This is a genomic window from Stenotrophomonas sp. Steno-Z2 (genome assembly GCF_056393235.1).
The window spans coordinates 705703-724644 of record NZ_JBWJOY010000002.1 but is presented as its reverse complement, the minus strand read 5'-3'; the positions used below and the strand labels follow the sequence as shown (position 1 = coordinate 724644).

The 18942-nt window shown below is 72.5% G+C and carries 12 protein-coding genes; 7 read left to right on the top strand and 5 right to left on the bottom strand.

What is annotated here, in order from left to right; all coding sequences use genetic code 11:
• Window positions 1-83 precede the first annotated feature (83 nt).
• A complete protein-coding gene (hrpA, locus tag AC06FP_RS08325) occupies window positions 84-4226 on the top strand; it encodes an ATP-dependent RNA helicase HrpA (RefSeq protein WP_478075183.1) in 4143 nt (1380 codons plus the stop codon).
• Window positions 4227-4277: 51 nt separating this feature from the next.
• Here the strand turns inward: hrpA and AC06FP_RS08320 are convergent, their stop codons facing one another.
• Window positions 4278-4793, bottom strand: a complete 516-nt coding sequence (locus AC06FP_RS08320) for a DUF4124 domain-containing protein (RefSeq protein ID WP_478075182.1) — start codon at window positions 4791-4793, stop codon at window positions 4278-4280.
• Between the two features lie 111 nt (window positions 4794-4904).
• Window positions 4905-5417 (bottom strand): hypothetical protein, encoded by a 513-nt coding sequence (locus AC06FP_RS08315; RefSeq protein WP_478075181.1) that lies wholly within the window; start codon window positions 5415-5417, stop codon window positions 4905-4907.
• 63 nt (window positions 5418-5480) lie between these two features.
• Here AC06FP_RS08315 and AC06FP_RS08310 point away from each other — a divergent pair, with 63 nt between their 5' ends.
• Both AC06FP_RS08310 and AC06FP_RS08305 read left to right on the top strand, forming a co-directional pair.
• Complete coding sequence (locus tag AC06FP_RS08310) at window positions 5481-7643, top strand: RelA/SpoT family protein (protein WP_478075180.1); 2163 nt, start codon at window positions 5481-5483, stop codon at window positions 7641-7643.
• A 46-nt stretch (window positions 7644-7689) separates the two neighbouring features.
• A complete protein-coding gene (locus AC06FP_RS08305) occupies window positions 7690-9237 on the top strand; it encodes a hypothetical protein (RefSeq protein WP_478075179.1) in 1548 nt (515 codons plus the stop codon).
• Here the strand turns inward: AC06FP_RS08305 and AC06FP_RS08300 are convergent, their stop codons facing one another.
• Complete coding sequence (locus tag AC06FP_RS08300) at window positions 9238-11337, bottom strand: glycosyltransferase (protein WP_478075178.1); 2100 nt, start codon at window positions 11335-11337, stop codon at window positions 9238-9240.
• A gap of 96 nt (window positions 11338-11433) precedes the next feature.
• Between AC06FP_RS08300 and mrcB the strand changes: the two genes are divergently transcribed.
• The 4 genes from mrcB to tsaB all read left to right on the top strand — a co-directional run bounded on the left by mrcB (window position 11434) and on the right by tsaB (window position 17363).
• Window positions 11434-13839 (top strand): penicillin-binding protein 1B, encoded by a 2406-nt coding sequence (gene mrcB / locus AC06FP_RS08295; protein WP_456118453.1) that lies wholly within the window; start codon window positions 11434-11436, stop codon window positions 13837-13839.
• 8 nt (window positions 13840-13847) lie between these two features.
• Entirely contained in the window at window positions 13848-14378 is a 531-nt protein-coding gene (locus tag AC06FP_RS08290) for a hypothetical protein (RefSeq protein WP_478075177.1), read from the top strand.
• A 120-nt stretch (window positions 14379-14498) separates the two neighbouring features.
• Window positions 14499-16487, top strand: a complete 1989-nt coding sequence (locus tag AC06FP_RS08285; protein WP_478075176.1) for an ATP-dependent DNA helicase — start codon at window positions 14499-14501, stop codon at window positions 16485-16487.
• Window positions 16488-16658: 171 nt separating this feature from the next.
• Entirely contained in the window at window positions 16659-17363 is a 705-nt protein-coding gene (tsaB, locus tag AC06FP_RS08280; protein ID WP_478075175.1) for a tRNA (adenosine(37)-N6)-threonylcarbamoyltransferase complex dimerization subunit type 1 TsaB, read from the top strand.
• Window positions 17364-17417: 54 nt separating this feature from the next.
• Here tsaB and AC06FP_RS08275 read toward each other — a convergent pair whose 3' ends face one another.
• Complete coding sequence (locus AC06FP_RS08275) at window positions 17418-17942, bottom strand: hypothetical protein (protein ID WP_478075174.1); 525 nt, start codon at window positions 17940-17942, stop codon at window positions 17418-17420.
• A gap of 109 nt (window positions 17943-18051) precedes the next feature.
• Window positions 18052-18927, bottom strand: coding sequence for a PhzF family phenazine biosynthesis protein (locus AC06FP_RS08270; protein ID WP_478075173.1), 876 nt, complete (start codon window positions 18925-18927; stop codon window positions 18052-18054).
• Between the last annotated feature and the right edge of the window lie 15 nt (window positions 18928-18942).

Here is an 18942-nt window from a genome sequence, read left to right as displayed (position 1 = left end):
CTTTCTCCTTGGCGGGTTGAATGGCTTCACAATAGTCCCATTGGGACCCTACCGGTATTTCAAGTTTTCTCGTTGAACGATTGATGAGCGCTATCGAAAAGGATATTGCCGCGCGCCTGCGCGAAGCCCGCCAGGGCATCGACGGGGCAATGAGCCGCGACCGCGGGCGCCTGCTCGGGCTGTTGTCGCGCTGGCAGGGCCGGCCGGCCGACAGCGCCGCCGAGGCGGCGTTCCGGCAACTGCTGGAACAGTCCCGCGGCCAGCGGCGGCAGCGCGCGGCGCAGCCGCTGGCGGTCAGCATGGACGAGGCGCTGCCGATCGCGCGTGAAGCCGAACGCATCACCGCGCTGATCCGCGACCACCAGGTGGTGGTGATCGCCGGCGAGACCGGTTCGGGCAAGACCACGCAGCTGCCCAAGCTGTGCCTGGCCGCAGGCCGCGGCGAGGCCGGCATGATCGGCTGCACCCAGCCGCGCCGCATCGCCGCGCGCGCGGTGGCCACGCGCGTGGCCGAGGAACTGGGGACCGAGCTGGGTTCGGTGGTCGGCTACCAGGTGCGCTTCACCGACAAGGTGGGCGAGGACAGCCGCATCAAGTTCATGACCGACGGCATCCTGCTGGCCGAGATCGCCTCGGACCGCTGGCTGTCGCGCTACGACACGCTGATCATCGACGAGGCGCACGAGCGCAGCCTCAACATCGATTTCCTGCTGGGTTATCTCAAGCAGCTGCTGCGCAGGCGCCCGGACCTGAAGCTGGTGGTGACCTCGGCCACCATCGACACCGAACGTTTTTCCCGCCATTTCGACGATGCGCCGGTGGTCAGTGTCGAGGGCCGCACCTATCCGGTGGAGGTGCGCTACCGGCCGCTCGACGAGCTGCGGCCGGCGCCGGCCGCGGAGGCGAAGGGACGCGGCGACCCGGCCGAGTCGGACCCGGTATCGGTCAACGACGCCATCGTCGCCGCGGTGGACGAGATCACCCGCGCCGACCCGCGCGGCGACGTGCTGGTATTCCTGCCCGGCGAACGCGAGATCCGCGACGCGCACCAGGCGCTGGAACGGCGCAAATACCGCGAGACCGAGGTGCTGCCGCTGTACGCGCGGCTCTCGGCCAAGGACCAGGACCGGGTGTTCAACCCGGGGCCGAAGCGGCGCCTGGTGCTGACCACCAACGTCGCCGAGACCTCGCTGACGGTGCCGCGCATCCGCTACGTGGTCGATCCCGGTTACGCGCGGGTCAAGCGCTACAGCCCGCGGCAGAAACTGGACCGGCTGCACATCGAACCGGTGTCGCAGGCCAGCGCCAACCAGCGCAAGGGCCGCTGCGGGCGCATCGCCGAGGGCGTGTGCTACCGGCTGTACGCCGAAGCCGATTTCCAGTCGCGGCCGGAGTTCACCGATCCGGAAATCCGCCGCTCCTCGCTGGCCGGGGTGATCCTGCGCATGCTGCAGCTGGGACTGGGGCGGATCGAGGATTTCCCGTTCCTGGAGCCGCCGGACGAACGCGCGGTGGCCGACGGCTGGCAGCAGCTGGCCGAGCTGGGCGCGATCGACGGCGAACGCAGGCTCACCGCCATCGGCCGGCAGATGGCGCGGTTGCCGGTGGACGTGAAACTGGCGCGCATGCTGGTGGCCGCGCAGAAGGCCGGCTGCGTGCACGAGATGCTGGTGATCGCCTCCTTTCTCGGCATCCAGGACCCGCGCGAACGGCCGCCGGAAGCGCGCGAGGCCGCCGACAACGCGCACGCCGCCTTCGCCGACCCGCGCTCGGAATTCCTCGGCATCCTGCGCCTGTGGGAGGGCTACCGCGCCGCCCACGAAGAGCTGACGCAGTCGAAGCTGCGCGACTGGTGCGGCCGGCATTTCCTCGGCTTCCTGCGCATGCGCGAATGGCGCGAGCTGCACCGGCAGCTGCGCCTGCTGTGCGAAGAGCTCGGGTGGGAAAGCGGCAGCGACGGCGTCTTCGGCAAGGCGCTGCTGGCCGCGCCGGCGGCAATGCCGGCGGGCGGCGATGGCGAAGCCAGGCGCAGGACCACGCGCGGCGAACTGCACAGGGCGGCGCGGCTGGCGCGCGAAGGCGCGAAGCCGGAGGCGGCATCAGCTTCCTCCAGCAAAAACGCAGCAGCCCGGCAGGGCCGGGAGAAAACCGACCCAGGCGCGGATTCCACCTCCATTCCCGAGAAGGCCCGCGCCGCGGCCTACCAGGCCCTGCACCGCGCCATCCTCGCCGGGTTGCCGACGCAGATCGGCCACCGCACCGACAAGGGCGATTTCCAGGCGCCGCGCCAGCGCCGCTTCCATCTGTTCCCCGGTTCGGCATTGTCGAAAAAACCGCCGCCGTGGGTGCTGAGCGCGACCCTGCTCGACACCCAGCGCGTCTGGGGCCTGACCAACGCCGCCATCGAGCCGGACTGGGCGATCGCCGAGCTGCCGCACCTGCTGGCGCGCAAGCACTTCGACCCGCACTGGTCGCGCGCGCAGGGGCAGGTGCTGGCCGCCGAGCAGATCAGCCTGTTCGGACTGGTGCTGGCGCCACGCAGGCCGGTGCACTATGGCCGCATCAATCCCGGCGAGGCGCACGACATCTTCGTGCGCCAGGCGCTGGTCACCGGCGAGATCAATACCCGCGCCGGCTTCGTCGCCGACAACCTCAAGGTGCTGGAACAGGCGCGCGAGGAAGAGGCCAAGCTGCGCCGCGCCGGCATCGTCGCCGACGAGGACTGGCAGGCGCGCTGGTACCTGGACCGCATCCCGGCGGAGATCCATTCGGCCAGCGCGCTGGAGGCATGGTGGACGGCGCTGCCGGCCGAGCAGCACCGCGCGCTGCGCTGGTCGCTGGCCGATCTGCTGCCGGGCGAGGGCAGCGAGCAGGAGCGCTACCCGAAGTACTTCGCGCTGGGCGACGCGCGGCTGGCGATGCATTACCGCTTCGAACCCGGCGCGCAGGACGACGGCGTCACCCTCGACGTGCCGCTGCACCTGCTGGGCGCGCTGGACCCGGCGCGGCTGTCGTGGCTGGCGCCGGGCTTCGTCGCCGACAAGGCCGCGGCGCTGATCCGCAGCCTGCCCAAGGCGATGCGCCGCAACTACGTGCCGGCGCCGGATTTCGGCCGCGCCTTCTTCGAGGCCTGGCCGCAGCCTTCGGCCGACGACATCCGTGGCGAGCTGGCGCGGTTCCTGTCCAAGGCCACCGGCGCGGCGGTGGCGGCCACCGATTTCGACGAGGCCGCGCTGGAGCCGCACCTGCGCATGAACCTGCGCCTGGCCGACGGCGATGGCAGGGTGCTGGCGATGTCGCGCGATCTGGACGCGCTGCGCGCGCGCTTCGGCGAGCGCGCCGGCCAGGCGTTCGCCGCGCGCGCCGGCAAGGCGCTGGCGGCGGAGGGGCTGCGCGAATTCCCGGCCACGGCCATCCCCGAACAGGTGCCGGGCGAAGCCGGGGTGCCGGCGTATCCGGCGCTGGTCGATACCGGCGAGGCGGCGGCGCTGCGCATCTTCGCCGACCGCGGTGCCGCGCGGCTGGCGCATCCGGGCGGCGTGCGGCGCCTGCTGGAAATCGCCCTGGCCGACAAGGTCAAGCAGGCCCGCAAGCAGTTGCCGGTCTCGCCCAAGACCGGTCTGCTGTACGCGGCGATAGAGTCGCAGGAAAGGCTGCGCGGCGACCTCGTCGACGCCGCCATGAACGCGGTGCTGGCCGAGGGCCTGGGCGATATCCGTTCGCCCGAGGCGTTCGAACTGCGCCGCGCCGATGCCGGCAGGCGCCTGTTCGGCGAAGCGATGGAGCGGCTGAAGCTGGCTGAAACCATCCTTGGCCTGGTGGGCGAGCTCAAGCCGCTGCTGGAAGCGCCGTTGATGGGCTGGGCGCGCGGCAACCTCGACGACATGGAGCGGCAGCTGGCCTCGCTGGTCCACGCCGGTTTCCTGCGCGAAACGCCGGCCGATGCGCTGGCGCAGTTCCCGCGCTACCTCAAGGCGATGGTCCTGCGCACCGAACGGGCCAAGCGCGACCCGCCGCGCGACCAGGCGCGCATGCTCGAACTCAAGCCCTTCGTCGATGCGCTGGAGGAAGCGCAGGCGCAGGGCCTGGCGGCGCGACCGGAATGGTCGGCGCTGCGCTGGGACATCGAGGAACTGCGGGTATCGCTGTTCGCGCAGGAGCTGGGCTTCCGCGCCGGCATCTCGCCGAAAAAGCTGGCGCAGCGGGTCGCCGCCCTGCGCGGCTGATCACCGCCGCCGGCGGCGCGCCGCAACGCCCGTGCGGGGCAAACCCCGCACCTACGGCGTCGGGCGGTACTGCTCCACGCAGCGCCGGCGCGCGGCGCTGACCTGCTCATGGGCGTAGGCGTGCTCGCGGCTGATCGCGCGGCGCAGGTTGGCCATGCGCGCCTGCAGCGCCTCGCTGCGCTGCGCGTCGGCCGCGTTGCCGAGCTGCTCGTTGAGCATCGTCATCTGCTGCTGGTAGGTCGCCACGCGGTCGTTGGACGGGCCGTAGATCGACGCGGTCGCGTTGGCGATGCACTCGCGTTCGGCCGTGCGGTCCGGTGCCGGGGCGGGCGGCGGCAGGCCCTCGCTCTCGCGCAGCGGCGACGCTTCCGGTTCCACCGGCGGTGACGGTGACGGTGGCGGAGACGCGGACGGACGTTCGTCGCGCAGCTTCATCGGCTGCGCATGGGCGTCGCAGGGGTGCTCGGAATAGGCGGTTTCCCCGGATTTTCCCTTGCACTTGTAGACCTGGGCCGAAGCGCCGGCCGGCAGCAGGAACAGCAGCACGAGCAATACGATGGCGGGCATGGTGGGCAATCGTCGTGGGCGGGCCTGTCGGCCCGGGGCGGAGGCCGCGCGGGGGCGTGGCCTGCCGGCTTGCGGCCGCAGCCGGCGCAGGCCGGCGCGGGCGGTCTGCTGTTATTTGGTGCGGCGGACCTTGGCGCGGGTGTTGAGTCCTTCGACCTGCAGGTACCACGCGCCCATCACGCCGGGGGTGATCTTCACCCCGGGCGCCTGCCTGCGCACGCCCGAGACGCGTGCATCGTCGGTCTGTTCCCAGACCTGTCCATTGTCCAGCGTGTACTGGCGGCCCTTGCCGAAGCCGTTGAATTCACCGGCCAGCGCCGCCTCGATCGGCTCGCTGGAGCCGAAGTCGAAGAAGCCGCGGTTCTTCACGATCACTTCCTGGCGACCTTCCTCGCGCGCCTGCTCGACGGCGCTGGTGGTGGCTTCCCGCACCTTGCCCTGCAGCCAGGCGTTGAGCGCGGCCAGTTCGTCGGCGGAGAGCTTGTCCAGGCCGGCGGCCTTGAACTCGGCGGCGGACATCTGCTGCTGCAGGTCGCCTTCGACGACGCGTTGCGCCTGTGCGGCGAAGGCCGGCGCGAGCAGCAGGGTGGCGGTGAGCAGGAGACAGAGGCGGGACGGCAGCATGGGCGATTGTTCCCGTGGACGGTTGGGCGCTAGTGTAGGGGCATCCGCCCGCGATCGACCGCTGTGAACCGTTCTTCCCTCTCCGGCCTGGATGCCCTGCTGCAGCGCCCGTCCTGCGGCGCGCTCTCCGATACCCTGCGGCAGGCCCTGCTCGCCGCCTGGCGGCAGCCCGATACCGACGCGCAGCCGCGGCTGCCGTGGCCGGTGCTGGCCGACACGCTGGATTCGCTGGCGCTGCTGTCCGCCGACGAGGCGGTGATCGTGGCCGCGCTGCTGTTCGACCTGCCGGGCCTGCGCGCGCGGCTGCCGGAGCTGCCGCTGGGCAGCGCGGCTGGCGCGGTACGCGGCCTGCTGGACGGCCAGGACGCCGCCGACCAGGTATGGGCGCTGCACGCCGGACGCGACGCCGGCCGCAACAGCGAGGGCCTGCGCCGCCTGCTGCTGTCCATCGTGCACGACCTGCGCGTGGTGCCGGTGTTGCTGGCGCGGCAGCTGGCCTGCATGCGTGCGGCCGACCGCCTGCCCGATGAACAGCGCCGCGCGCTGGCACAGCTGACCCGCGACATCCATGCGCCGCTGGCCAACCGCCTGGGCATCTGGCAGCTGAAGTGGGAGCTGGAGGACCTGGCGTTCCGCTTCCTCGAGCCGGACACCTACCGCCACATCGCGCGCGAAGTCGACGAGACCCGGCTGGCGCGCGAGCGCTATGTCGAGGCGGTCAAGCGCCGCCTGTCCGCGGCGCTGGGCGAGAACGGCATCCGCGCCGAGGTCAGCGGCCGGCCCAAGCACATCTACAGCATCTGGCGGAAGATGCAGAAGAAGAAGCTGGCCTTCGACCAGCTCTACGACCTGCGCGCAGTGCGGGTGATGGTGGACGACGTGGCCGCCTGCTACGCCGCGCTGGGCGTGGTGCACGCGCTGTGGACGCCGATCCCCAGCGAGTTCGACGACTACATCGCCCGGCCCAAGGCCAACGACTACCGCTCGCTGCATACGGCGGTGATCGGCCCGGAAGGGCGCACCGTGGAAGTGCAGATCCGCACCCACGAGATGCATGCGCAGGCCGAGCTCGGTGTGGCCGCGCACTGGAAATACAAGGAAGGCGGCAAGGGCGCGGAGAAGGCCTTCGACCGCAAGATCACCTGGATGCGGCAGCTGCTGGAGCAGGCGCAGGATGCGGCCAACCCCGAGGACCTGGCCGGCGCGCTGGATGCCGAACTGATCGAGGACCGCGTCTACGCGCTCAGTCCCAAGGGCGAGGTGATGGACCTGCCGGCCGGCGCCACGCCGCTGGATTTCGCCTACCACGTGCACACCATGGTCGGGCACCGCTGCCGCGGCGCCAAGGTCAACGGCCGCATCGTGCCGCTGACCTACCGCCTGCGCAGCGGCGACCGGGTCGAGATCATGACCGCGCGCGAAGCCGACCCGCGCCGCGACTGGCTGCTGCCGGCCAACGGCTTCCTCGCCAGCAGCCGCTCGCGCGAGAAGGTGCGCACCTGGTTCCACAAGCTGGACCGCGCGCGCAACGTGCAGGCCGGGCGCGAACTGCTGGAGCGCGAACTCAAGCGGCTGGGCCTGCAGCAGGCCGACCTGATGGTCGCGGCCAGGCGCTTCCACGCCGACAGCGTCGACGACCTGTACATCCAGGTCGCGCTCGGCGATACCGGGCCCAGCCAGGTCAGCCGCGCGCTGCTGGAGGCGGAAAAGGAAAAGAGCCAGCCGGCGCCGGCGGCACCGCCGCTGCCACGGCCGACCGCGCGCCGCGAGGGCATCGGCCGGTCCGATTTCACCGTGCAGGGCGTGGGCAACCTGCTGGTGCAGCTGGCGCGCTGCTGCCAGCCGGTGGCCGGCGAGCCCATCGCCGGCTACCTCACCCGCACCCGCGGCGTCACCGTGCACCGCGCCGACTGCCCGGCGCTGGCACGGCTGTCGGCCGCGCACCCCGAGCGCGTGCTGCCGGTGGAGTGGGGGCGCGCGGGCTCGGGCTACGAGGTGGACGTGATGGTCCGCGCCATGGACCGGCGCTGGCTGCTGAAGGACATCACCAACCTGATCGCGCAGGAAGACGCCTACGTGCTCAACATCAACAGCGATCCGCTGCGCGACAGCGGCCGCATGCAGCTGCGCCTGCGCCTGAAGGTGAGCGACTACGGCCAGCTGTCCACCCTGCTGGGCAAGCTCGACGCCCTGCCGGGCGTGGACGAAGCGCGGCGCATGGGCTGAGGGCGAGGCGACACGCAGTGCCGTGGCGGGCTGCTAGGCTGGTCGCATGCACCACGAGTACCCCCACCTCCCGCGATGGCTGGCGCTGGTCGTCGGCCGCCTGCGCCTGTATGGGCGCTGGTGGGTGGCGCGCGGCTGGGACAGCCCGCGCGCCTGGCGTTCGATCGCTGTCGGCGTCGCGGCGCTGGCGCTGCTGCTGACACTGTTCCGGCAGCCACTGGGCAACCTGCTGTGGCCGGAGACCCGCATCCAGCAGCTTCTCGACGACGGGCAGGACGCGCTGCGCCAGGGGCGCCTGACCGCCGCCGACGGCAGCGGCGCGCGCGAACTGTTCGAGGCCGCCGCGGCGCTGGACCCGGACCGCGGCGACGTGCGCGACGCGCTGGCCGCCACCGGGCGCAAGGCGCTGGAACAGGCGCAGCGGCAGCTGGCCGCCGGCGACGTACCGGCCGCGCGCGCGGCGCTGGACCTGGCGCGGCAACTGCAGGTGCCGCGGGCGCAGCTGGATGCCATCGCCGCGCGCCTGCACCGCCAGGCGCAGGAGCCGGACGGCATCGACGACCTGCTGCGGCGCGCCGAGGCGGCGCAGGCGCAGGGCCGGCTGGACGACGGCGCGGACAGCGCGCTGCCGCTGTACCAGCGCGTGCTGGCGGTGCGGCCGGACCACCTGCGGGCGCTGCAGGGGCGCGACGACGCCCTGTCCGACCTGCTGGCCGAAGCCGGGGCCGCGGCGCGGCGCGACGACACGCAGGCGGCCGCGGGCCTGCTGCACCGGGTGGAAGGCTATGACGCCGGCCACGCCGAACTGCCCGACGCCCGCGCCGCGCTGAACACCGCGCTGGACCGGCGCCGCGGCCAGGCCGCGCGCGACCTGGCGCGCGGGCGCCTGCGCCAGGCCGCGGACGGCTACGCGCAGGTGCTCGCGGTGGGCGAGGACCCGACGGCGCGGCAGGGACTGCAGCGGGTGGCGCTGGCCTGGGCCGGCGAGGCCGCGCGGCTGGCCGGCGATTTCCATTTCGAACAGGCGCGGCAGGCGCTGGACCAGGCGCGCGCACTGGCGCCGGACAGCCCCGAGGTCGCCGCCGCCGCGCAGGCGCTGCAGCGCGCCCAGGGCGCGCACCGGGCGCTGGAAACCCGCCTGCCGGCCGCCGAGCGCGAACGCCAGGTGCGCGCGCTGCTGGCGCAGGTGGAGAGCGCCGCCGCGCAGGGCCAGTGGCTGCTGCCGCCGGGCGCCAGCGCCTACGACCGTTTCAAGGCCGCGCAGGCGCTGGCGCCGCGCGACGCGCGGGTGAAGCAGGCCGGCGCCCGCATCCTGCCGGCCGCGCGCCACTGCCTGGACGACAATCTCCAGGGCAACCGCCTGCAGGCGGCGCGCACCTGCCTGGACGCCTGGCAGGCGCTGGCGCCGGGCGACCCGCTGCTGCCGGCGGCGCGGCGCCGGCTGGCGCAGCGCTGGCTGGCGGTCGGCAGCGAACGGCTGGGCGCGGGCGACGTCGCCTTCGCCAGCCGCGCGCTGGACCAGGCGCGCGAGCTCGATGCGGCCACCCCGGAGCTGCCGGCTTTCGCCGAGCGGCTGGGCAATGCCCGGCGCTAGCTAGGACAGGAACACCCGCGCCACGGTCGCGCGCGCGGCGTCCATCGAGAAATGCCGGGCGATGTTGTGCAGGCCATTGGCCGACAACTGCCGCCACAGGGCTTCGTCGTCGTACAGCCGCACCACCGCGTCGGCGAAGGCTTCGGCGCCGTCGGCGACCAGCACGTCCTGGCCGTCGCGCAGGTGCATGCCTTCGGCCGCGCAGGGCGTGGCCACCACCGGCTGGCCGTGGGCCATGCTCAGGTTGATCTTGCCCTTGACCCCGGCGCCGAAGCGCAGCGGCGCCACCGCGATGCGGCCGCCGGCCATCCACGGCACCACGTCGGGCACGTAGCCATGCACCTGCACGCCGGGCTGCGTGGCCGCCAGCGCCTGCAGGCTGCCGGGCACGTCGGCGCCGATGCAGTGGAAGCGAACCTGTGGCAGGCGCTGCCGGATCCGCGGGAACACCTCGCCGATGAACCACTGCATCGCATCCAGGTTCGGCGGGTGGCGGAAACCGCCGACGAACACCAGGTCATGCCGCTGCGCCCAGTCCAGTCCCTGGCCGGCCACTTCGTGCAGGTTGGACAGCAGTTCCACCCGCACCTGCGGCGCGTCGATGGCCAGCTGTTCCTTTTCGGCGGCGCTGACCAGCAGGGTGACGTCGGTGGCGGCCATCACCGCCAGCTCGCTGGCGCGGGTGCGCTCGGCGGCGCGTACCAGGCGCGGGTCGCCGGCCAGCTCGGCGCCGCGGCGCTCGCGCAGGTAGTGCAGGTCCACGGTGTCGAACACGGTGCGCGCCTGCGGCGCATGGCGACGCAGCAGCGGCAGGCATTCGCTGGCGACGTGGTGGCGCACCAGCATCGCCACCTGGAAGCGCGGGCCGTGCGCGCGCAGCCAGGGGCCCACGCCCTTGAGCCAGGGCGCATGCCAGACCTCCACGCCCAGCGCCTGCAGCGCTTCGGTGGCGGCGCCGCCGTGTTCGCCGCGGGTCGGCAGGAACACCACGTGCGCGCCACCGGCCAGCAGCATGCGGATCAGGTTGAACTGGCGCAGCGAGGCCGAGTCGCGGTCCGGGCGCGGCACCGCTTCGTCGATGATCAGCACCTGCCGCTGGCCGCGGTGCAGCCGTGCGGGGCCGGGCACGCTGCCGGCCGGCAGCTGCCGCGCCAGCGCGGCGTGCCACTTGTCCGCGAACACCTGCTGGTTGCGCACCTGCCAGGCCTTGATGCCGCTGCCGGTATCGGTGCCGTTGCTGGTGCCTTCGTCGTGCACCACGCGGCTGGCCGGCTGCACCAGCACGCGGCGGCCGGCGGCGCGCACCTTGAACGCCAGGTCGGTGTCCTCGTAGTAGGCCGGCGCATAGCGCGTGTCCAGCCCGCCCAGTTCCTCGACCAGGGCGCGCGGAATGGCCAGCGCCGCGCCGGAACAGTAATCGGCGTCGCGCAGGCTGGCGTAGCGCGGGTCTTCGGCCGACTCGAAGCGGCCATAGCTCCAGCAGCTGCCGTCGTCGAACACCACGCCGCCCGATTCCTGCAGGCGGCCGTCCGGGTACAGCAGCTGCGCGCCGACCAGGCCGGCCTGCGGCACGCGCGCGAAAGTGTCGAGCAGGGCGTCCAGCCAGCCTGGCTGCGGCACGGTGTCGTTGTTCAGCAGCACCACGTACTGGCCGCGCGCCAGCCGCAGGCCGTCGTTGCAGGCGGCGATGAAGCCGCCGTTGCGCGCACGGCGGTGGTAGCGCAGGCCGTCGATCTGCGCCATCCAGTCGCCGGTCTCGTCGCGGCTGCCGTCATCGATCACCAGGATCTCGCAGGCCGCCGCCGGCGGGTGCGCGGCCAGCGCGCGCAGGCAGGCCAGGGTGTGCCGGACGTGGTTGTAGACCGGGATGACAATGCTGGCCACCGGCTCGGCGCTGGCGGGCACGGCGAAGGGCGCGAACGGGGCGTCGGCGGGCGCGTACAGCGGTTCGCGCCGCGGCGGCGGCTGCCGCCGCAGGTGCACGCCGACGCGCTGCAGGGTGGTGCGCCAGCCGCGGGTGCGCAGGCTGGCCAGGCCGCGGCGGATCAGGCCGACGATGCGGGCAAGGTGGTAGCGCGCATCGGCCGGGGACATCGACATTCGGTTGCAACTCCAGCTTAAGCAGGTGGGAGCCGGCAGCCGTGCCGTGGCGCACGGCTGCGTTAGACTCGCCTGAACCTACATTCTCGCATCCCCGTGCCGCGACGCTACGATTCCGACGAACTGGACGACGATACCGACGATCTCGGCACGCCCTGGCGCAGCCGGCTGATCACCTGGGGCCTGGCGGCAGCGGCCCTGGGCCTGGGTTTCCTGATTCCCTACACGCTGTACCTGAACTCGCAGGTCACCCAGCGCTTCGGCGAACTGCGCTGGCAGATCCCGACCCGGGTGTATGCGCGGCCGCTGGTGCTGGCGCCGGGGCTGGCGATGGACGTGGACACGCTCAAGACCGAGCTGGCGGCTTCGGCCTACCGCGACGACGGCGTCGGCCGGAGCCCGGGCACCTACCGGCTGCAGGGCGGCCGTTTCACCATTTCCAGCCGCGGCTATGTCGACGTGGACGGGCGCGTGGCGCCGCGCCAGGTCGAGGTGGCCGTTTCCGGCGGGCAGGTGGCCTCGCTGCGCGACGGCGTCGAGCGCAAGGCGCTGAAGGCTGCGCGCCTGGACCCGGCGCGCATCGCCACGCTGTACGGGCAGAAACAGGAAGAGCGGCGGCTGGTGCGCATCGCCGAAACGCCGGAACTGCTGGTCACCGGCCTGCAGGCGGTGGAGGACAGGGATTTCAACAGCCACCACGGCATCGACCTGAGCGGCATCGCGCGCGCGGTCTGGGTGACCGTGCGTTCCGGCGGCAAGGTGCGCCAGGGCGCCAGCACGCTGACCCAGCAGCTGGCGCGCAGCGGCCTGCTCGGCATCGGCAAGGAACAGACCCTCACCCGCAAGTTCAACGAGGTGCTGTACGCGCTGATCATGGAGGCGCGCTACGACAAGCCGGTGATCCTGGAGGCCTACCTCAACCAGGTCTACCTCGGGCAGCGCGGCAGCCAGGCCATCCATGGCGTGGCCTCGGGCGCCGAATTCTGGTTCGGGCGCGACCTGAATTCGCTGACCACCGAGCAGGTGGCGCTGCTGATCGGGCTGGTGAAGGGGCCGTCCTACTACGACCCGCGCCGCAATCCCGAGCGCGCGCTGGACCGGCGCAACTTCGTGCTCGGCAAGCTGCACGAGAACGGGCTGATCGACCAGGCCGAATACCAGCGCGCGCTGAAGGCGCCGCTGGGCGTGCCCAAGGTGCCGGGGCTGGTCGCGGCCAACCGCTTCCCGGCCTACATCGACCTGGTCCGCCGCCAGCTCGGCCACGACTATCCGGAAAGCACCCTGCAGGGGGCCGGCCTCAATGTCTTCACCGGCATGTCGCCCTCGGCCCAGGCCTATGCCGAAGGCGCGGTGGCGCATACCGTCAAGTCGCTGCAGAACAAGCGCCGGCCCGAGCTGCAGGCCGGCCTGGTGCTGACCGACGTGCACAACGGCGACGTGCTGGCGGTGGTCGGCAGCCGCGACGTGGCCGAGCCGGGCTTCAACCGCGCCATCGACGCGCAGCGCCCGGTCGGCTCGCTGCTCAAGCCGTTCGTCTACCTGCTGGCGCTGGCGCAGCCGGACCGCTGGTCGCTGGCGACCTGGGTCGAGGACACGCCGGTCACCGTGCAGCTCGGCCGCGGGCGCAACTGGACGCCGGGCAACGCCGACAACCGCAGCCACGGCACGGTGCGCCTGATCGATGCGCTGGCCCGCTCCTACAACCAGGCCACGGTGCGCGTGGGCATGCAGGTCGGGCCGGAGCGGCTGACCCAGCTGATCCACGTGCTGGCCGGGCTCAAGGCCGAGGCCAACCCGGCGGTGATCCTGGGGTCGACCGACCAGAGCCCCTACGGCATGACGCAGCTGTACCAGTTCCTCGCCTCCGGTGGCGAGATCCAGCCGCTGCACGCCGTGCGCGGCGTGGTCGACGCGCAGGGCAGGCTGCTCAAGCGTTACGACAAGACCCCGGCGCCGGCGCAGGAAGGCGATTCCATCGCCGCCAACCTGATCAGCGTGGCGCTGCAGCAGGTGGTGGCCAGCGGCACCGCGGCCGGGCTCAATGCCGACGGCCTGGGCCGGCTGCAGCCGGCCGGCAAGACCGGCACCACCAACGACGGCCGCGACAGCTGGTACGCCGGCTATACCGGCGACCACCTGGCGGTGGTGTGGATGGGCAACGACCAGAACGAGCAGGCCGGCCTGTACGGTGCCACCGCCGCCATGCGGGTGTGGGCCGGCATCTTCCGCAACCTGCCGAGCAAGCCGTTGCGGGTGAGCAGCAAGGGCCTGGACTGGCAGTACGTGGCCGCCGAAGGCAACAACAGCACCGACGAAGGCTGCCCCGGCGCGCGCCGTTTCCCGTTCGTGGCCGGCTTCGCCCCGGCCTACGCGCCCTGCGCGCCACCGCCGGCACCGGAAGAGGAAACGCAGGAAGGCGGCGGCTGGCGCAGCTGGTTCGGCCTGGACCGCAAGGAAGCGGCGCCGGCGTCCAGCCCGTCTTCAGAACCGCCTGCGCGATAATGCCCGCCATGAACAGCACGCTCCCGATCCGCCACGCGCTGGCCGTCCTGGCCGTTTCCCTCGCCCTGTCCGCCTGCACCAGCACGCCGCCGCCTCCGCCGCCGGTGGTCGATGCGACCACGCCCGCGCAGCGCATGGCCGCGGTGCAGAACATCGCCGGCGTCGACGACAAGGAAGTATCGGTGCAGCCGCTGCGCGACCCGCAGGTGGACGACCTGCGCGAGGCCGCCGGCGAGCGCCGCGCGGCCGGCGACCTGGCCGGCGCCGCCGACGCGCTGAACCAGGCGCTGCTGCTGGTCGAGGACGACCCGGGCGTCCTGCAGGAGCGCGCCGAGATCGCGCTGCTGCAGGGCGACTGGGCGCGCGCCGAGACGCTGGCGCGCAAGGCGGTCTCGCTGGGGTCGCGTACCGGCCCGCTGTGCCGCCGCCATTGGGCCACCATCGAACAGGCGCACCTGGCGCGCGGCGAAAAGGAAAACGCCGCCTCGGCGCATGCGCAGATCGAAGGCTGCACGGTGCCGGGGATCATCAGGTATTGATCGAAGGCAGGGAAGGGGGAACGGGGAGCGGGGAATGGACGCCTGCCTCGTCCCGTTGTCCCCCGCGGTTGCCGGCCATTTCCCATTCCCTGTTCCCTTGTCCCCGTTCCCGGCTTCCGCATGCTTTCCCTAGCCGCCGCCAGCCGTGAGGCCCTCAGCGCAGATGGCGCGCTCGCGCGGCAGCTCGACGCGTTCACGCCGCGTGCGGCGCAGCTGCGGCTGGCCGAGGCCATCGCCGACGCGTTCCAGCAGTGCGACACGCTGCTGGCCGAGGCCGGCACCGGCACCGGCAAGACCTTCGCCTACCTGGTGCCGGCGCTGCTGTCCGGGCTGAAAACCATCGTCAGCACCGGCACCCGCGCGCTGCAGGATCAGCTCTACCACCGCGACCTGCCGCGGGTGCGCGCCGCGCTCGGCGTCGGCCACCGCAGCGCGCTGCTCAAGGGCCGCGCCAACTACCTGTGCCGCTACCGGCTGGACCAGGCGCGCGGCGAACCGCGCTTCGCCTCGCCCGAACAGGCCGCGCAGTTCCAGCGCATCGTCGCCTGGGCCGGGCGCACGCAGTTCGGCGATGTGGCCGAACTGGATGGGCTGGCCGACGACTCGCCGCTGCTGCCGATGGTCACCTCCACCGTCGACAACTGCCTGGGCAGCGACTGCCCGTTCTGGAGCGAGTGCTTCGTGGTGCAGGCGCGGCAGCGCGCGCAGGAGGCCGACCTGGTCGTGGTCAACCACCACCTGCTGCTGGCCGACCTGGCGCTCAAGCAGGAAGGCTTCGGCGAGATCCTGCCGGGCGCGCAGGCGTTCGTGATCGACGAGGCGCACCAGCTGCCGGAACTGGCGGCCAGTTTCTTCGGCGAAGGCTTCGGCATGCGCCCGTGGCAGGAACTGGCGCGCGACTGCCTGGCCGAAAGCCGCGGCGTGGCCGGCGCGCAGCCCGCGCTGCAGGCGCCGGTGGCCGCGCTGGAAATGGCGCTGCGGCAACTGCGCGCGGCGATGGAACCGCTGCCGCCGCGCGGCACGCAATGGCGCGCGCTGGCGGTGCCGGAAGTGGCCGAAGGATTCGACGTGCTGGCCACCGCGCTGGCGCAGCTGCGCGAGGCGCTGGCCGGCGTGCGCGAGGCGTCGCCGGGCCTGGACGCCTGCCACGCGCGCGCGGTCGAAGGCGCCGCGCGGCTTTCGCGCTGGCTGGGCGAGGATGCGCCGCTGCCCGATTTCGAGGCCGACGACGCGGGCGAGGCCGCCGCCGGCAACGACGTGCTGTGGTACGAGCTGACCCCGCGCGGCTTCCGCTGCCAGCGCACGCCGCTGGACGTGTCCGGGCCGCTGCGCGAACACCGCCAGCGCTCGCACGCGGCCTGGGTGTTCACCTCGGCCACGCTTACCGTCGATGGCGGTTTCGACCACCTGGCCGCGCGTCTGGGCCTGGACGATCCGGACACGCTGGTCCAGCCCAGTCCGTTCGACTGGCCGGTGCAGGCGCTGTGCTACCTGCCCAGGCAGCTGCCCGATCCGGCCGCGCGCGGTTTCGGCGCCGCGCTGATCGCCACCCTGCGGCCGGTGCTGGAAGCCTCGCAGGGCCGCGCCTTCCTGCTGTTCGCCTCGCACCGCGCGCTGCGCGAGGCCGCCGATGCGCTGCGCGGCGGGCCGTGGCCGTTGTTCGTGCAGGGCGAGGCGCCGCGCGCCAGCCTGCTGCAGCATTTCCGCGAATCCGGCAACGGCGTGCTGCTCGGCTCGGCCAGCTTCCGCGAAGGCGTGGACGTGGCCGGCGACGCGCTCAGCGTGGTGGTGATCGACAAGCTGCCCTTCGCCGCCCCGGACGACCCGGTGTACGAGGCGCGGCTGGACGCGATCCGCCGCGAGGGCGGCAACCCGTTCCGCGACGAGCAGCTGCCGCAGGCGGTGATCGCGCTCAAGCAGGGCGTGGGCCGGCTGATCCGCAGCGAAACCGACCGCGGCGTGCTGGTGCTGTGCGACCCGCGCCTGCTCAGCCGCGGCTACGGGCGCGTATTCCTCGATTCGCTGCCGCCGTTCCGCCGCACCCGCGAACTGGCCGACGTGCAGGCCTTCTTCGAAGCCCCTCTCCCCACGGGAGAGGGGTTGGGGTGAGGGCTGGGGCGAAGCCTTCCTGAGGCACGATTGCATGAGGCTGCGCCCTTGCCCTCATCCGGCGCTGCGCGCCACCTTCTCCCGATGGGAGAAGGGAAGTGACCCGCTCGATCGAAGGGGGCGCATGGGCACAGTGCTACCCTTGCTCCCTGTTTTCCCGTCCTTTGCCCCATGAACCTGCTCGCCCTGGAAACCGCCACCGAAGCCTGTTCCGTCGCCCTGCATGTCGATGGGCAGGTGCTGGAACGCTTCGAGATCGCGCCGCGCCGGCATGCCGAACTGACGCTGCCGTGGGCCGAACAGCTGCTGGCCGAAGCCGGCATCGTGCGTGCGCAGCTGGACGCCATCGCCCTGGGGCGCGGCCCCGGCGCCTTCACCGGCGTGCGCCTGGCCATCGCCATCGCCCAGGGCATCGCGCTGGCGCTGGACCGGCCGCTGCTGCCGGTGTCCACGCTGCAGGTGCTGGCGCTGCAGGCGCCGGACGACGCCACCCACGTGCTGGCCAGCATCGATGCGCGCATGGGCGAGGTGTACGCCGCGCGCTGCCTGCGCCGCGACGATGGCCGGTGGGACGCGCAGGGGCCGGAAGTGGTGATCGCCCCGGACGCGCTGCAGCTGCCCGACGACGGCAGCCGCTGGGCCGGTGTCGGCACCGGCTTCGCCGCCGCCGACGGCCTGCTCGCCACGCGCCTGCAGGCCCGGCTGTCGTCGGTCGATGCGCAGGCGCTGCCGCGCGCTTCGGACGTGCTGAAGATCGCCGTGCCGGCCTTCGCCCGCGGCGAGGGCATCGCCCCGGAGCTGGTGCAGCCGGCCTACCTGCGCGACAACGTCGCGCTCACCCTGGTCGAACAGCAGGCGCTGCGCGCTTCGCGCTGAGGCATCGTGGAGATCCGGCAGGAGCGCGCCAAGCGCGCTCCTGCAATCCTGCATCTACTTCGCCGGCAAGGCGCTGCGTGCGGACTCGACCGCCTGGATGGAGCCTGCAAGGCGCTCCTCCCGCTCGTGCCATATCTTGTTGGCGGCCAGCGTCGAGCGCACGTGCCGAAGAAGATCTCTGGACGGACCGGACCTCCCTGTTTTTCCAGCCAGGCCGATCATGTTTCTCAACAGGGTGATGGGTGTCCCCAGGATGCCCCACGGAAATCCCCACCATCCGGCGACGGCGGATTGAAGCAGCGCGATGGCCTGGGTCTTCGCCGCACAGCGCTTGCAGCAGAGCATGGCTTTGCTGCGCCATTGGGTCGCGAGCAGGAAGGACACGATGGTGTGGGCGTAGTGCAGGTCGACGGGGCCGTTGCCCTGTTTGCATGTGGGACAGGTGGAGCGGTGAATCTTCATCGCCTCGAGCCGCGTGTGCTCCTCGGGAATGGTGCGGGCGACCTGATGGATCGGGCCGATGGCGGCGCATTGCTCATTGCAGTATCGGTGCTCCCCGGCCTTCTTCGCGAGCAGCACGGTGCTTCCACAGCAGGCACATGACAGCATGTGTTCCCCCTTCCTGGATGGTTGATCGGTAGTGCGGGTTCCCCGGGGCCCAGTGTAGTGGGGAATGTTCCCGCCCCGGCTACCAGTCGATGGTTCCGCGGATCACCGTCTGCACCTGGCCGCCGGACCACACCTCGCCGTGTTCGTCGATGCGCAGTTCCAGCAGCGCGTCGTGGCCGACCTCGCGGCCCTGGCTGGCGGTGTAGCGCCTGCCGCGGCCGGGCAGGGCGTTGCGTTCGTCCAGCCACGCGGCGAGCACGGCGTTGGCCGCGCCGGAGGCGGCGTCCTCGAAGCGGCGGCCGTTGCCGACGAAGGCGCGCACCGCCAGGTCGTGGGAGGGCGCGTCGCTGCGGGCATAGGCGAACACGCCCATCGCGCCGCTGGCCTCGGCCAGCGTGGCGATGGCGTCCCAGTCGGGGGCCAGGGCGCGCAGCGTGGTCTCGTCGGCCAGTTCCACCAGCCACCAGCGGCGGCCGCCGTCCATCAGCACCGGCGGCAGCGCGCCCAGCGACCAGCCGGCGATGGCCGGGCGCAGGCGCGCATCGGCGGCATCCACCACTTCCGCCACCGCGGCGCGCGGCGTGCGGATGGCGATGCGGCGCACGCCATCGGCCTCGTCCACGCGCAGCGGCAGTTGGCCGGCGATGCCGTCCTGCACCAGCAGGCCGTCGACCGGCGCGGCCAGTCCGCATTCCAGCACCGCATGCGCGCTGCCGACGCTGGGATGGCCGGCGAACGGCACCTCCTTCTGCGGCGCGAACATGCGGATGCGGTAGCTGCTGCCCGGCGTGGTGGGCGCGAAGACGAAGGTGGTCTCGGGCAGACGGGTCCAGCGGGCGATGGCCTGCATGGCGGCATCGTCCAGGCCGTCGGCGTCGAGCACCACGGCCAGTGGGTTGCCGGTGCCGGGGCGGGGGGCGAAGACGTCCAGTTGCAGGAAGCGGCGGGTGGTCATGGGATTTTCGTGTGT